This window comes from Tumebacillus algifaecis (assembly GCF_002243515.1).
In the GTDB taxonomy this organism is placed as follows: Bacteria; Bacillota; Bacilli; order Tumebacillales; family Tumebacillaceae; genus Tumebacillus_A; species Tumebacillus_A algifaecis.
In genome coordinates this window covers 3,125,001-3,140,117 of the sequence record NZ_CP022657.1, presented here as the reverse complement: position 1 = coordinate 3,140,117, position 15,117 = coordinate 3,125,001, and the positions used below count along the sequence as shown (strand labels likewise).

6 protein-coding genes, 2 tRNA genes and 1 rRNA gene (1 of these 9 cut by a window edge) are annotated in these 15,117 nt (G+C 53.6%); 7 read left to right on the top strand and 2 right to left on the bottom strand.

Annotated elements, in window-relative coordinates:
* Positions 1 to 8 precede the first annotated feature (8 nt).
* The 6 genes from CIG75_RS13300 to CIG75_RS13275 all read left to right on the top strand — a co-directional run bounded on the left by CIG75_RS13300 (position 9) and on the right by CIG75_RS13275 (position 10,479).
* The gene (locus CIG75_RS13300; protein ID WP_094237092.1) at positions 9 to 7,220 is read left to right on the top strand and encodes an amino acid adenylation domain-containing protein; all 7,212 of its coding nucleotides are present in this window, start codon (positions 9 to 11) and stop codon (positions 7,218 to 7,220) included.
* On the top strand, positions 7,204 to 7,431 hold the full coding sequence (locus CIG75_RS13295) for an MbtH family protein (protein ID WP_094237091.1): 228 nt from the start codon (positions 7,204 to 7,206) through the stop codon (positions 7,429 to 7,431). The genes CIG75_RS13300 and CIG75_RS13295 overlap by 17 nt, the downstream gene beginning before the upstream one ends.
* Positions 7,428 to 8,879, top strand: a complete 1,452-nt coding sequence (locus CIG75_RS13290; RefSeq protein WP_094237090.1) for a DHA2 family efflux MFS transporter permease subunit — start codon at positions 7,428 to 7,430, stop codon at positions 8,877 to 8,879. The genes CIG75_RS13295 and CIG75_RS13290 overlap by 4 nt, the downstream gene beginning before the upstream one ends.
* A 393-nt stretch (positions 8,880 to 9,272) precedes the next feature.
* A complete protein-coding gene (locus CIG75_RS13285; RefSeq protein ID WP_094237089.1) occupies positions 9,273 to 9,779 on the top strand; it encodes a GNAT family N-acetyltransferase in 507 nt (168 codons plus the stop codon).
* Positions 9,780 to 10,307: 528 nt separating this feature from the next.
* A tRNA-Thr gene (locus tag CIG75_RS13280) sits at positions 10,308 to 10,383 on the top strand.
* A 9-nt stretch (positions 10,384 to 10,392) separates the two neighbouring features.
* Positions 10,393 to 10,479: transfer RNA gene (locus tag CIG75_RS13275), tRNA-Leu, on the top strand.
* 293 nt (positions 10,480 to 10,772) lie between these two features.
* Here the strand turns inward: CIG75_RS13275 and CIG75_RS13270 are convergent.
* Both CIG75_RS13270 and CIG75_RS13265 read right to left on the bottom strand, forming a co-directional pair.
* On the bottom strand, positions 10,773 to 11,876 hold the full coding sequence (locus CIG75_RS13270; protein ID WP_157729550.1) for an NAD(P)/FAD-dependent oxidoreductase: 1,104 nt from the start codon (positions 11,874 to 11,876) through the stop codon (positions 10,773 to 10,775).
* Positions 11,873 to 13,630 (bottom strand): LodA/GoxA family CTQ-dependent oxidase, encoded by a 1,758-nt coding sequence (locus CIG75_RS13265; RefSeq protein WP_094237087.1) that lies wholly within the window; start codon positions 13,628 to 13,630, stop codon positions 11,873 to 11,875. Before CIG75_RS13265 ends, CIG75_RS13270 begins: the two co-directional genes overlap by 4 nt.
* Positions 13,631 to 14,085: 455 nt before the next feature.
* Here CIG75_RS13265 and CIG75_RS13260 point away from each other — a divergent pair.
* A 16S ribosomal RNA gene (locus CIG75_RS13260) occupies positions 14,086 to 15,117 on the top strand; it runs 513 nt beyond the window's last position.

Genomic DNA, 15,117 nt, shown 5'->3' with positions numbered 1-15,117 from the left:
AGAAAACTTTGCAGAACCGTCAGAACGTTCAGTGGTCACTGACAGGTGCTCAGTCAGGGATTTGGTTTGCGCAAAAACTTGACGTTGAAAATCCGAGTTTTAACACGGGCGAATACATAGAGATTCAGGGTTCTGTCGATCCGGAACTTTTCGAGGCGGCCTTGCGACAGGTAGTGACAGAAGCGGAGACATTGCATCTGCAGTTCGGTGAGGATCATGAAGGGCCTTGGCAGATCATCGCTCCACAGACCGACTGGACATTATCTCGAGTGGATGTCAGTACGGAATCGGAACCGATCGAAGCAGCACTATCTTGGATGAAGGCCGATCTAGCGAAGACGGTGGATCTCAGGCAGGGGCCACTTTTTTCACAAGCTTTGTTCAAAGTGGCGGAGGATCATTTTCTTTGGTATCAACGAATCCATCACATCGCGATCGATGGCTTTGGTGTCGCACTTTTGGCACAGCGGGTGGCCCGGCTCTATACGGCGCTCGTACAGGGCGAATCGTACGACAAGGGAGCTTTTGCTTCCTATCGTTCCATCTTGGAAGCTGACATGCAGTATCGTACATCCGAGCAGTGTGAGAAAGATCGGAGCTTTTGGTTGGAGCGTTTTGCTGACGAGCCTGAAGTTGTCAGTCTGGCGGATCGCGCGCCGAAAACATCGCACAGCTTTCACAGACGGACTGCATCGCTACCACCTGCCAGCGCCTCTCGCTTGAAAGCGGCGGCGACGAAGATGATGGTAAACTGGTCAGATCTCGTGTTGGCTACGACGGCCGCTTACGTTCATCGACTGACCGGGGCGCAAGATGTGGTGCTCGGACTGCCGATGATGTGTCGTCTGGGCTCGGTGGCTTTGAAAATTCCGGGCATGGTGATGAATTTGTTGCCGTTGCGTTTGGCGGTTCGCCCTGACATGAGCTTGGCTGAACTTGCAACACAGGTCGCCTCTGAGATTCGTCAAGTGCGTCGCCACCAAGGGTTTCGACAGGAAGAATTGCGGCGCGAGCTGAAACTGCTCAGTGGCAATCGGCGCTTGTTCGGCCCTCAGGTCAACATCATGCCCTTCGATTACAGCTTGAACTTTGCCGGTCATCGCGGGATCACGCACAATCTATCGGCGGGTCCGGTCGATGACATGTCGATCAATGTGTATGACCGATCGGATGGGAGCGGCCTGCGGATCGATGTGGACGCGAATCCGGCGAACTACAGCGCAGAGGAACTGGTGGCACATCAACGACGATTTTTACAGTTCCTCGAAACGGTTTCCTCGGTCGATCTGAACTTGCCGATCGCCAGTTTCGAACTGCTTTTGCCAGAAGAGCGTCAACAGATCGTCGTGGAGTGGAATGCAACAGTTCATCCTGAACCGCAGGCCAGTGTGGTGGAGTTGTTCGAAGTACAGGCGGCAAGTCGTCCGCAGGCGATCGCTGTGCTTGGTGACGATGTTTCCTTGAGTTACGCGGAGCTCGATGCGCGTGCGAACCGACTGGCCCGTCTGCTAATCGAGCAAGGGGTTGGCCCAGAACAGATCGTAGCACTAGCGTTGCCAAGGGTGGCGGAGCTGGTTGTCGCGATGTTGGCTGTGCTCAAGGCCGGTGCGGCATATCTGCCCCTCGACCCAGACTATCCGGGGGAGCGAATCAAGCATGTGCTCGAAGACGCCAAACCGCTGTGCTTGATCACGAACCAACTGACCGCTGCCAATTTGTCTGAACTCATGACTGTCAAAAAGGTCGTGCTCGATGAGCCTGATCTGGCCAACAAATTGGAACGTTGCTCAGATTGTGGACTTCGCGATGATGAACTGATCGAGCGTCGGTCGTCGCTCCATCCTGCCTATGTGATCTATACCTCTGGTTCCACCGGAAAACCTAAAGGGGTCGTCATTTCCTATGCTAACTTGACGAACTTCCTCCTGTCGATGCAGGATCGCTTCAAACTGAACGAACAGGATCGCCTCTTGGCTGTGACCACGGTTGCGTTTGATATATCGGGTCTCGAAGTGTACCTTCCGCTCATCAGCGGGGCTTCTGTTGCCATCGCTCCGAAACGTGTGGTACAGGAGCCGATTGCGCTCGCGGAGAGGATCGTTGAATCGGGTGCGACGATCATGCAAGCAACACCAACACTGTGGCAAGCGCTAGTGTCGAACCGACCCGAGTTTCTCCGCGATTTGCGCGTGCTTGTCGGCGGTGAGGCACTTCCGAGCGCACTCACCTCTGCTTTGCAGGAACTGAACTGTCAGATCACCAATCTCTATGGGCCGACGGAGACTACGATCTGGTCTACGGCTGCTTCCTTAGAGTTCCGAGTTGAAGGGACACCTCCGATCGGTAACCCGATCTGGAATACACAGGCATACGTCTTGGATTCTGGTTTACAGCCCGTACCGCGGGGTGTGGTAGGAGATCTCTATCTGGCGGGTGCAGGGCTTGCGCGAGGGTATTTGAATCGGCCGGATTTGACAGCGGAGCGTTTTGTAGCCGATCCGTTCGGCTCACCGGGCAGCCGGATGTACCGTACAGGGGATTTGGCCAAATGGCTGGAAGACGGCTCCTTGGAATATGTGGGTCGCTCCGACCATCAGGTAAAAGTTCGCGGATTTCGAATCGAGATTGGTGAGATCGAGGCTTTGCTTGCCAAGCAGCCGGGTGTCGAGCAGGTCACCGTGCTGGTTCGCGAAGACCAACCTGGCGACAAACGCCTTGTCGCGTATGTCGTATCCCCCTCGGACGACGCGTTCGAACCTGCAAAACTCCGCGATGTAGTCGCGCAATACTTGCCCGATTACATGGTGCCTTCCGCGATTGTGAAGCTAAGCGAGTTACCTCTTACCCCGAACGGCAAGATTGATCGCAAGGCGTTACCTGCGCCAGATTTCAGTCTGATCGCGACAGGTAGGGGTCCGCGGACGCCACAAGAAGAGATTCTTTGTGAGCTGTTTGCCGAAGTGCTCTCGATGCCACGAGTGGGGATCGATGATGGGTTCTTTGAACTGGGCGGTCATTCCCTACTCGGTGGTCGTCTGATGATTCGCATCCGCGAGGCGTTCGGCGTCGAACTTTCCATCGGACACCTGTTCGAGGCACCGACAGTAGCAGGGTTAGTCAAACGACTCGATCAGGCGCAGAGTGCCCGCCCAGCGGTGTGTTCGATGGAGCGACCGAATGAGATTCCGCTGTCTTTTGCGCAGCAGAGGTTGTGGTTTCTACATTGTTTGGAAGGACCGAGCCCGACCTACAACATTCCGCTCGTGGCGCGCTTGCGTGGCGAACTGAATCGCGTTGCCTTGCAAGCGGCTCTCGTCGATGTGGTGGCTCGACATGAGACGCTGCGGACGATCTTCCCAGATGCGGCGGGTACATCTTATCAGTTGGTGATCGATCCTGCTGATTCCGAGTTGGAGTTGCATGTTGTGGAGACCAGCGAGGCGAAGCTCCCAGCATTGCTGCAAGAAGCGGTACGGTACAGTTTCGATCTCGCAAACGAATCGGCGATTCGCGCGCAACTGTTCGTGCTCGGGCCGGATGAACATGTGCTCCTGATCTTGTTGCATCATGTCATCGGCGACGGCTGGTCGCTACACCCGCTTTCTCGTGATCTCTCGGTCGCATATGCTGCGCGTTGCCAAGAAGAGTCGCCGGCGTGGAAGCCGTTGCCTGTCCAATATGCAGACTATGCGCTCTGGCAAAATCGATTGCTGGGCAGTGACAACGATGCGGAAAGTTTGATCGCAAAGCAACTTGCGTACTGGACGCAAACGCTTCAAAATCTACCCGATCAATTGGAGCTGCATACCGATTACCCGCGTCCGATGAGCCCGAGTTATCGCGGTGAGACGATTGATTTCCAAATCGACACTGGGTTGCATGGCCGTCTCCTTTCGCTCGCTCGTGCCAACCGTGCAAGCCTGTTCATGGTGTTACAAGCCGGATTGGTTGCGTTGCTCACTCGACTGGGAGCAGGGACCGATATTCCGATCGGCAGTCCGATCGCCGGACGCAACGATGATGCGCTCGATGATCTTGTCGGACTGTTTATCAATACGTTGGTGTTGCGAACCGACACGTCGGGTGATCCGAGCTTCCGCGAACTGGTCGATCGCGTCCGTCACGTTAATTTGGAAGCTTATGAACATCAAGATGTACCTTTTGAGCGGCTCGTCGAGGTGCTGAACCCCGTTCGTTCGCGATCTCGGCACCCGCTGTTCCAACTCATGTTTGTGTTCCAAAATACGCCAGACCCGACTTTGGACATGCCAGGATTGCAAACGAGTGTGCAACTGAACACCGTGGGGGCTTCAAAATTCGATCTCACAGTTGAACTTCGCGAGCGCCGCGCTGGTGACGGGTCGCCAGATGGAATCGAGGGCTTGCTGGAGTTCAGTACCGACCTGTTCAAACGAGAGACGGCAGAAGCGATCGCGTCGCGCCTGTTGCGCTTGTTAGAGGCTGCTGCAACCGACCCTGAGCAACCGATCGGGCATTTGGATATTCTCGCGCCCGATGAGCGTCACAAAATCCTGCACGAGTGGAACGAAGTTCCAACTGTAGGACCGCACGCTACGCTCGTGGAGTTGTTTGAGGAACAGGTGGCACGCAGTCTGGACGCGATCGCTGTGACCTGCGAGGATGTTGATCTGAGTTACGCAGAACTGAACGAAAGGGCGAATCGATTGGCGCATCTGTTGATCGCAAGCGGTGTTGGGCCAGAGCGGATCGTCGCGCTCGCCTTGCCGCGCTCGCTGGACATGATCGTAGGGTTGTTAGCTGTGCTAAAAGCTGGCGGTACGTATCTGCCGCTAGATCCCGATTACCCAGCTGAGCGGATTGCATTCATGCTCGCCGATACCCAGCCGATCTGCATGATCGCGAACACACAAGTGCTAGAAAATCTGCCCGCGGCACAGGAAACGCCAAAGATCGTGCTCGATGATGTGAACTTCGTGGAACGTTTGAATACGTATCCGAAAACCAATCCACGTGCAAAGGACCGTCTCGCGAACTTGTCCCCACTCAGCCCTGCCTATGTCATCTACACATCCGGTTCGACAGGCAGACCAAAAGGTGTTGTCATCCCGCATCAAAATGTGGTTCGCTTGTTCGCTTCGACTGAGCACTGGTTCCATTTTCATGCGGAGGATGTCTGGACGATGTTCCACTCCTATGCGTTCGACTTTTCCGTTTGGGAGATCTGGGGTCCGTTGCTGCATGGCGGTAGACTTCTCGTTGTACCGCATACGATCAGTCGTTCACCGAGGGAGTTCTTGCTCCTGCTGGCCAAAGAGGGAGTGACCGTTCTCAACCAGACTCCGTCCGCCTTCTATCAATTGATGCAGGCAGAGCGAGAAGATGAGGAAACCGGGCAGGCGCTCGCGTTGCGCTATGTCATTTTTGGCGGTGAAGCGCTTGACCTGAGCCGTCTCGAGGATTGGTATGATCGACACCCTGAAGATTCGCCAATGCTGATCAACATGTACGGGATCACGGAGACGACTGTGCATGTCACGTATCATCCGCTTGATCGAGATATTGTTTTGCAAATAGCGAACAGTTTGATCGGGCGAGGCATCCCAGATCTTCGGATCTATGTGCTGGATGGGGCTTTGCAACCTGTGCCCCCAAGCGTGATCGGAGAGATGTATGTGGCGGGTGAGGGTTTGGCGCGCGGGTATCTGGGGCGTCCAGGCTTGACGGCGGAGCGTTTCGTCGCCGACCCGTACGGTGTGCCCGGTTCACGTATGTACCGCACAGGGGATCTGGCCCGATGGCTTGCTGATGGCTCTTTGGATTACTTAGGCCGCGCCGATCACCAGATCAAGATTCGCGGTTTTCGGATCGAATTGGGGGAGATCGAGGCAGCGTTGGCCCGGCATGCTGAAATTGCGCAAGTTGCGGTGATCGTTCGTGAAGACCAACCGGGCGATCAGCGGCTGGTGGCGTATGTTGTGCCTCAGACGCAAGCGAGCCCTGAACCGATCGATCTCCGGCGCTTTGTCTCAGCAAGCCTGCCGGATCACATGGTGCCATCAGCCTTTGTGACGATGGACGAATTGCCGTTGACACCGAACGGCAAGTTGGATCGAAAAGGGTTGCCAGCTCCGGAGATCATGGTGTCGATGTCAGGTCGTGGTCCGCGCACTCCTCAAGAAGAGATCCTCTGTGATCTGTTCGCAGAGGTGTTGGCTGTGCCCCGTGTCAGCATCGATGACGGATTCTTCGACTTAGGCGGACATTCCTTGCTGGCGGTGCGCTTGACCAGTCGAATTCGCGAAGATTTAGGTTTGGAGCTGGGAATTGGCAACCTGTTTGAGGCACCGACCGTTGCGGCACTCTCTGAACTTTTAGAGATGGGAACCAGCCAAAGCGCGCTGGAAGTCCTGTTACCACTCAGAACGCTTGGAGACAACGCTCCACTGTTTTGTGTACATCCGGCAGGTGGACTGAGCTGGTGCTATGCAGGTCTCATGAAGCATCTCGGGACGGACACTCCGATCTACGGGTTGCAAGCGCGCGGCATCGCAAAGCGCACCGGATTTCCGCAGACGTTGGAAGAGATGGCAGAAGATTACCTCGAACAGATCCGCAGCGTGCAACCGCACGGTCCCTATCACCTGCTCGGTTGGTCGCTTGGCGGCAATGTCGTCCATGCGATGGCAGTTCTCTTGCAAGAACGAGGAGAGCAGGTGTCGCTTCTGGTCATGCTCGATTCGTACCCGAGCCATTTCCTACCGATTAATGAAGGGCCAAGTGAAGAGGAAGCTTTGATCGCGTTGCTTGCACTCGGTGGATACGACCCGGATAGCATGGGCGATAAACCGTTGGATCTCGCGAGCGCCATCGAAATCTTGCAAAGCGACGGCAGCGCATTGGCCAGCTTGGACGGGGAGACGATTCTAAATTTAAAAGAAACCTATGTGAACTCTGTGCGGATCTTGGGCGAATATGTTCCGCGCCGTTATGAGGGGGATCTGCTGTTCTTCCGATCGACGATCATCCCTGACTGGTTCACACCGATCGCTCCAGAAACGTGGCACCCTTATCTGGACGGGAACATCGAGCAGATCGACATTCACTGTCGCCACAAAGACCTTTGCCAGCCGGAACCGCTGGTGGAAATAGGGCGGGTCATCGCAGCCAAACTGCGGGAGATGAAGGGAGCAACCGCACAACCAAACGAAAAGGAGATCGTGTATGATCAATCCATTTGAAATGACAAACGGGATCTACTTGGTATTGAAAAATGAAGAAGGCCAGTACTCACTCTGGCCAGCCTTCGCTTTTATACCGGACGGTTGGGACGTTGTGTACGGGCAAGCGAGCAAGGAAGCGTGTCTTGATTTTATCAATTCGAACTGGAGCGATTTGCGACCGACTAGCTTGAATCGGTCGGAGGGCGCGGCTGCTGGTGAAAAACGATGAGCTTTTGGCTCAACCCGAAACGGATCGTGCCGATTCTTTATGTGGTTGCGATGTTTATGGTCGCCATGGACGGGACGATCGTCAACGTGGCACTGCGGACGATCAGCGCAGACTTTGAAGTACCGACCTCGGCATCCAGTACGATCAACGTGGGGTACTTGGTCAGTCTAGCGTTAGTTCTGCCTGTCGCAGGGTGGTTGGGGGATCGGTTTTGCACCAAACGTATGTTTTTGCTCGCCATCGGCTTGTTCACCGCGGCGTCCGCACTTTGCGGATTTGCAAACAGTCTGGGTGCATTGACTTGTTTCCGAATCATGCAAGGTGCGGCCGGTGGCCTGCTCACTCCGATTGGCATGGCGATGCTCTTTCGAACATTCCCGCCGCAAGAGCGAGTGAAGCTCAGTCGATATCTGGTCTTGCCGATCGCTTTAGCGCCTGCGTTGGGCCCGATCTTGGGTGGGTTCCTCGTCGATCAATTCTCGTGGCGCTGGGGGTTCTATGTCAACATCCCGGTCGGAATCTTGGCGCTCCTGTTTGGTTGGTTCTTTCTTCGTGAGCATGTGGAGCCGACCGTTGGAAAACTGGACCTACCAGGCTTCTTGCTCTCTGCTCCTGGTTTCGCGATGATCGTGTATGCGCTAATTCAAGGGTCCGTACGAGGTTGGAGTTCGCCGGAGATACTGGGTGCAGGTATACTCGGACTGCTTTTCATCACCGCCCTGATTTTCGTGGAATTGCGCGTCAGTCAGCCGATGCTGGATTTGCGCCTGCTTCGGGAACGGTTGTTCCAAACTACAGGATTGATCTCGCTGTTCATCGCGGCGGGCTTGCTCGGAATGCTCTATGTGTTTCCACTGATGTATCAGGATGTATTACATGCCTCCGCTTTGGACGCTGGCATGATCACCTTCCCAGAAGCACTCGGTCTGATGGTTTCCTCACAGCTCGTACCGTTGATCTATCCACGACTGGGGCCGCGACGGCAGATTATCCTCGCGCTTTCCTGCGCGGCTGCTACCTTTGTGCTCCTGAGTTGGGTGGGTCCGGCAAGCAACCCATGGATCATTCGCACGATGATGTTTGGTGCAGGCTTCTTCTTGGGGCAGGCGGTGGGAGCGGTGCAGATCGCATCATTTTCCAACATTCCCGGAGCGTCGATGGGGCGAGCATCCACGCTGTTCACGGTGCAGAATCGACTCGGCTCAGCGATGGGATTGGCCGTATTGGCAACACTGCTCGCGTTGGTTGGCACCAGCACGGTTGATCTGTCCGACGTGGCACAGCCCAATCTGACTGCGTATCGGGTTGCCATGTTCGGCGCCGCTGGGTTCTTGCTGATAGGCCTGCTCTTCGCGTTTCGCATTCGACCTACCGATGCGGCTGCCACCATGCGCAAACAGACTCCGACTGGAGCGGCTCCCGTTTCGTCATCAAATGTAAAGAGCTAACATGTAGCGTGCAAGGAAAGTACGCTCTTTCACAGATCTGGCCAGATGCGCCATGCTGTACAAGGGAGAACTCATCGAATTGCACATCAAGTAAAGTGTGGCCCTAGTCAGAGATTGTGCGGCAATGCTGAGCAAATTCAAACTGTTTCTCCTTGGTGGCGCGTCTACTGTAAGTGCTCACGCAATCGGTGCCTTTCAACTTGTAGAAGGAACCATTTCTCAGGAACACGTAGTTCAATGGCAAGCACACCCTAGAACAGGTGGGACCTTGAGGGCTGACCTGCCCCAATCAAATGAAAGCCACCATGTATCATCAAAAGAAGTGTTTTGTTGTTCAAAAATATTTCCCCATGTTTTATGATGGAAAAATAAAATGGAAACGGGGGGAATCAGGTGGTTGCATTTCGCATCGAACAAATTCACTCGATTCAGGAACATCTGGAGGAACTTTCGGAACTGCTCATTCAAGTTGTGGCAGAGGGTGCTTCGATCGGCTTCGTCCCACCGTTGCAACTTGCGGATGCAAGTCGTTATTGGGAAACGGTGTTGGAACCTAGTGTAATTCTGTTTGTCGCTTTTCAAGACGATCAGATCGCTGGAACGATTCAGTTGCACCTCTCGACCAAGCCAAACGGTAACCATCGAGCCGAGATCGCCAAATTGATGACACATCCCAAGTTTCGACGTCACGGGATCGCTCGCAAGTTGATGCAACAGGCGGAAGAACGAGCAAAGCAGGAGGAACGAACGCTGATCGTGCTCGATACGAGAGAAGGAGATCCTTCTAATCTTCTGTATACCTCCCTTGATTACATCCAAGCGGGACGGATTCCTCATTTTGCGCGATCGGCGAACGGGGAATTACATCCCACCATTCTCTACTATAAACTGCTCAACTAAAACAACTCATCAAACAGCCACTTCTGCAGTCAGTGCCGCAGAAGTGGCTGTTTGTATGGATAAGGAACCGTGTATGATGCGTTAATACTTGTCCTGCCAACAGACAGCTGTAAAACCAATCGACAGCAGCCAATGATCAGGGTTCATATGATCGGCGTCTTTGCTAATGAGTTGGCTCGGGGAATGCGAAAATCGCTCTTACGGAGACCTGTGAACGATGTTGGCTCTGTACGCCCCGCTGGTCGTCGTTCGCTTGGCCGTTTCTAGATGGCGCAAGTTTGCAAAAAAAGGAGATAGGAGGAGTGCGAAAAAGGTAATTGGTACAAAGCAAAAAATTTGTTCTGCATGGTAACGAGATGCTGATTGTTTGATCACGAAAAAGCATGATACTATTATTCCTGTCACCTCAATACGGTCGTCATCATCACCATGAAATTCACGACCAAGTGCGTAATAGCCAAGGTGATTTCGAAATGACGCTTAACGGTCATCGCACAGTATCAAGTTCAATTTTCGGATGTATCCCATGCCGATGTAGCTCAGTTGATAGAGCAATCGATTCGTAATCGATAGGTCGCAGGTTTGAGTCCTGTCATCGGCACCAGTTACCAATGCGGTCATGGCGGAATTGGCAGACGCGCAAGATTCAGGTTCTTGTGGGGGCAACCCTGTGGAGGTTCAAGTCCTCTTGACCGCACCAACTTCACAATGAATCAGCTCCCGAATTTGTCCTAGTGGCGATTCGGGAGCTTTTTTCATTTTCGTGATTGGCAATGGATCAAAAGACTGGGACTAGCTCGCGGGGCTGGGATTGGATTTGAGGCTGAAGTCTCGGAGGCAAATACGTAGTTCGAAGAGTTGTCCGAATCAAGCATCTGGGGGAAGTATACGTGATAGCAAAGTTGGTTTCATCCATTCATGATCTGTTCAGTTCGGCTTCTTTTTGTGGATCTATTAGCCCACTTGATCGGATCAAAGAAAAGGCGCGATCCATTATGGATTGCGCCTTTTTGTGTGGGTTCGCCTTTGCCAGAACGGTGACTTTGGAAAGCGTTGTTCCATCGAATAGAAATAGTCACGAGATCCTAAGTACTCCAGATAGATCTGATTGACAAAGTCGGCATACGCAGGTATCGCACGGGTGTCGCCTTTACGGTGTGCCAGCAAAGCTTCGGTCGATTCGAGAGCTGTGCCAAGCGCCATCAGTATGCCTTGAGAGGAGAGCGGATCATAGGCGGCGGCTGCATCGCCAATCGCCAGCCATCGGTCACCAACTGCAGTGGGCAGGCAGGAACTGTTCGCATTCACCATGCGTGGGGGAATGTGCAGCTGATAGTTGTGTTTCATCATCAAACTGCCGATTTGTGTGCTCTCAAAGAGCATTTGTTGCCATCTGTCAGGATTTCGCGCCTCCTTCGTCAGCGGAAGATCGCCGTCGCTCAAATAGGCGACGACTCGCCTGCGCTCTGGTAGGAGGGCGGTGTACCACCAGCCATGTTCGGACGCTTCAATCGTTGTCAGTGAGTCCTGATCTTGGTCGTGGTCTGTGATGAACAAGCCAGTAATGGCAACGAGATGATCATAGGCTTGGCGTTGAACATTCTGACGATGTGCGAAATGGCTGTTTCGTCCGGTCGCATCGATCACCCATTCTGCATGGATGGTCGTGCCGTTGGACAGTTCCAATTCCCAACCATCATTCGTTTGAAAAAAATTGATGAGGCTTGTGTGCTCGAATCGTTGTGCACCTTGGCGAACTGCTGACTCGGCAAGCATCCGGTCCAATTTTTCACGATCAAGGTGCCATCCGTGACCGTTCGCTTCAAAGATGAAGCTGTGTTCAGCAAACTGTGCGGAACCCCAAGCGGACCGATTCCCGTGGGAAGGAAGATGCCCATCTGAGCAAAAGTGGTCAAGGAGGCCAAACTGCTGCAACAAAGCGGTTGAGGAAGGGGGAAGCCCTTCGCCAATTTTCCATCCGCGCGGTGCCGATCGTTCAATCATGAGGGTGGAGACATCAGCACGACTGAGCAGGAAAGCGGCGGCGGAACCTGCTGTTCCGCCGCCAAGGATGACCGTTTGAAAATGTTGCTTCACTGTTTTTTCATCTCGTTCCCCATTTCCACGTGAATCGCACTTGGGAATCGGGTGGTGTCAGGCGGACCGTCCTGGCGCACAATAACACCTACTTTGTACCAATCTTCGACAAAGCGGTTGAGGTTTTCCTTAGAGGACGGGAATGCTTCGAGCCAATCGGTTCGTATATCGAAAGCATCCTGACGCTCTGGCATCGTCAAGTTTACGTCCATGACTCTGTTGTAGTTCTCTTCACTCAGTACATGGTTGGGCACGCGGGCCGGCCAGAACGTGGGCAGGTATTTGTTGATCTTCGGCTCATAGCCGGATCGGCAGCTCGCGGTGTCGGTTTGCCACGGCACAGCCATCCAACGCGTGATATCACCTGCCAGACTGCCTCCGCTAAGTGGGCCATCCTCACCGAGCGCAATCTCCGGCGTGAGCACCGGACCCCAATCTTCATTCCTGCAGGGCGAGCCAAGTTTGATGCGAAATGGTGCGCTATATAAGGAGAGGATGCGCATGGGCCACGTGGCTTCACAACCAGGGTGAAAAGCACCGCCAAGTGCCGCAGCGAGTGCCGCTTCGTTCAGGGCATCCGGGCGATCTGATACTGGCAGATCTTCAAGCTTTTGCACGGAAGTTGCTGCCTCGTTGTAATCGGCGGTGAAGTCCCCTTGTGCCCATTTTTCCAGCCAAGTGTATTGCAGTGAGGTCATAGACAGCCAGTTGCGGGGGTTATATGCCGGGATGTCCATGCCATCTCCATACATGGGAGGCCACGCGTCACGTTCCATTTTTTCATAGCTGGGTTGACGAAACTTTTCAAAAATTTCGTTGCGCAATGGTCGCATCTCAGGTGATGGATCGGCTAAGTGTCGAAGCAAATCTTTGTTGAGGAAGTCCCAAGGAGCATTGTAGCCAAACTCTTGATAGAAGCCTTCATTGACCCATTGGGAGAGAGAGAAGCGTTGGAAGATCGGCAGGATATGTTTCGTAAATGATACTTGGATCGGCACAGGGTTCATGGTCTGGCTGACTTCCAAGGCGATGTCGTACATGGTGACGATTCCGGCGATACCTGGTGCAAAATCTGGCGGGGCAACGATGACCCAAGCGGGATCAACTTCGATCGACTCCCCGTTGATTGTCACTTTGGCGCAGATCGGACCGTCTGAGGTGTCATCGTGCCAACCGTCGTTGTTGGCAAACGTGTAGACTTGGCTACCGTCTGGAGAACTTGAATGACCGAAGCCTCCGAGCACGACCAGATTGCCGCTTGAATCGGTAAAGATCTCGCCAAGGTCAACGGGGGTGTCGAGGAAGGTTCCGGTGTCAAAACGAGCAGTTTTATTGGGAGCGCTGAGCGTGCGTTGACCTGGGTCGATGATGAGTTTGGACCGCTCATTATCGCTGTATTTGCTATTGCGGCGGTTGGATTTGATGTCGGATGCCACGGGGATGTCGAGCGCTAGATCGAAGTTGTACCACGCAGCTTTTTTGTTGGCCAGATGCACAGTCCAAGAGATCGAATCGACATCTGTGTCATTCATGGACAGTTCGCGCACGACATTGCCATCGCTGTCGAGTCCATAGATGCGAAATTTGGCACCTTGTCGTTTGATGCGGCCTTGTTCATCTTTGAAACCGGTAGACGGGGAAGGAGTAACGCCGGGGACTTCGGGTCCGATAAAGTATTGATCAGGGCTGTTCCCGACGCGTGCAATCCCGATGGCAGGATGAATCGCGCATTTCACAATTTTCTTAGTCGTCAATTGAATCAGCATCCTTTACATTTTTCGACGTAAATTTACATTTCAAATATGACACAAAAATATCCATCTGACTAGTCTTTTTTAGTTAAGAATTTTTATTCTCATTCTGTGGGAGCTATTTCTGTGTGTCGATCTGTTGTTGTGGGGATTGGCTGAATGTATGATTAATGCGGGGGATTTCGATTGCACATCGGTATGGTGGAGAGGTTATAGATGTCTCTTTGGCGCTGTTGTCGAGATGGGAGGAAAACGGTATGAAAAACTTACCAGTTGCGGTTTGGTACTCAGCGTGGTAAATTAATAGACGTCGCCGCGAGAGACACGCGGTGGTAGCCCAACGAAGAACGCGACATCCTGTCGCAACGTTGGACAATGAACATCCTGTTCTTGATCCTTGAAAACTAAACGAGTGTTACAGAGATCTGATGCGAGTCAAGATGCAAACTTTTTCAACTTTTATTGAGAGTTTGATCCTGGCTCAGGACGAACGCTGGCGGCGTGCCTAATACATGCAAGTCGAGCGGACTGGAGGGAGCTTGCTCCCAAAGGTTAGCGGCGGACGGGTGAGTAACACGTGGGCAATCTGCCCGACAGACTGGGATAACGCTTGGAAACGAGTGCTAATACCGGATAAGCGATTCCTTCGCATGAAGGAATCGAGAAAGAAGCTTTCGCTTCACTGTCGGATGAGCCCGCGGCGCATTAGCTAGTTGGTGAGGTAACGGCTCACCAAGGCGACGATGCGTAGCCGACCTGAGAGGGTGATCGGCCACACTGGGACTGAGACACGGCCCAGACTCCTACGGGAGGCAGCAGTAGGGAATCTTCCACAATGGGCGCAAGCCTGATGGAGCAACGCCGCGTGAATGATGAAGGCCTTCGGGTTGTAAAATTCTGTCTTCTGCGAAGAACAAGTGTGAGAAGAGAATGCTCACACCCTGACGGTAACAGAGGAGGAAGCCCCGGCTAACTACGTGCCAGCAGCCGCGGTAATACGTAGGGGGCAAGCGTTGTCCGGAATCACTGGGCGTAAAGCGCGCGCAGGCGGCCATCTGCGTCCGGGGTGAAAGCCCAAGGCTCAACCTTGGGACTGCCTTGGATACGGGATGGCTTGAGGATCGGAGAGGCAAGGGGAATTCCACGTGTAGCGGTGAAATGCGTAGAGATGTGGAGGAACACCTGTGGCGAAGGCGCCTTGCTGGCCGATTTCTGACGCTGAGGCGCGAAAGCGTGGGGAGCAAACAGGATTAGATACCCTGGTAGTCCACGCCGTAAACGATGAGTGCTAGGTGTTGGGGGGTACCACCCTCAGTGCCGAAGCTAACGCATTAAGCACTCCGCCTGGGGAGTACGGTCGCAAGACTGAAACTCAAAGGAATTGACGGGGGCCCGCACAAGCAGTGGAGCATGTGGTTTAATTCGAAGCAACGCGAAGAACCTTACCAAGACTTGACATCCCGCTGACCGGTCTAGAGATAGACCTTCCC

What these genes read in the sequence shown, in the direction of transcription:
- CIG75_RS13295 (WP_094237091.1), top strand. Translation starts at nt 7,204, where the DNA reads ATGATCAATCCATTTGAAATGACAAACGGGATCTACTTGGTATTGAAA.
- CIG75_RS13290 (WP_094237090.1), top strand. Translation starts at nt 7,428, where the DNA reads ATGAGCTTTTGGCTCAACCCGAAACGGATCGTGCCGATTCTTTATGTG.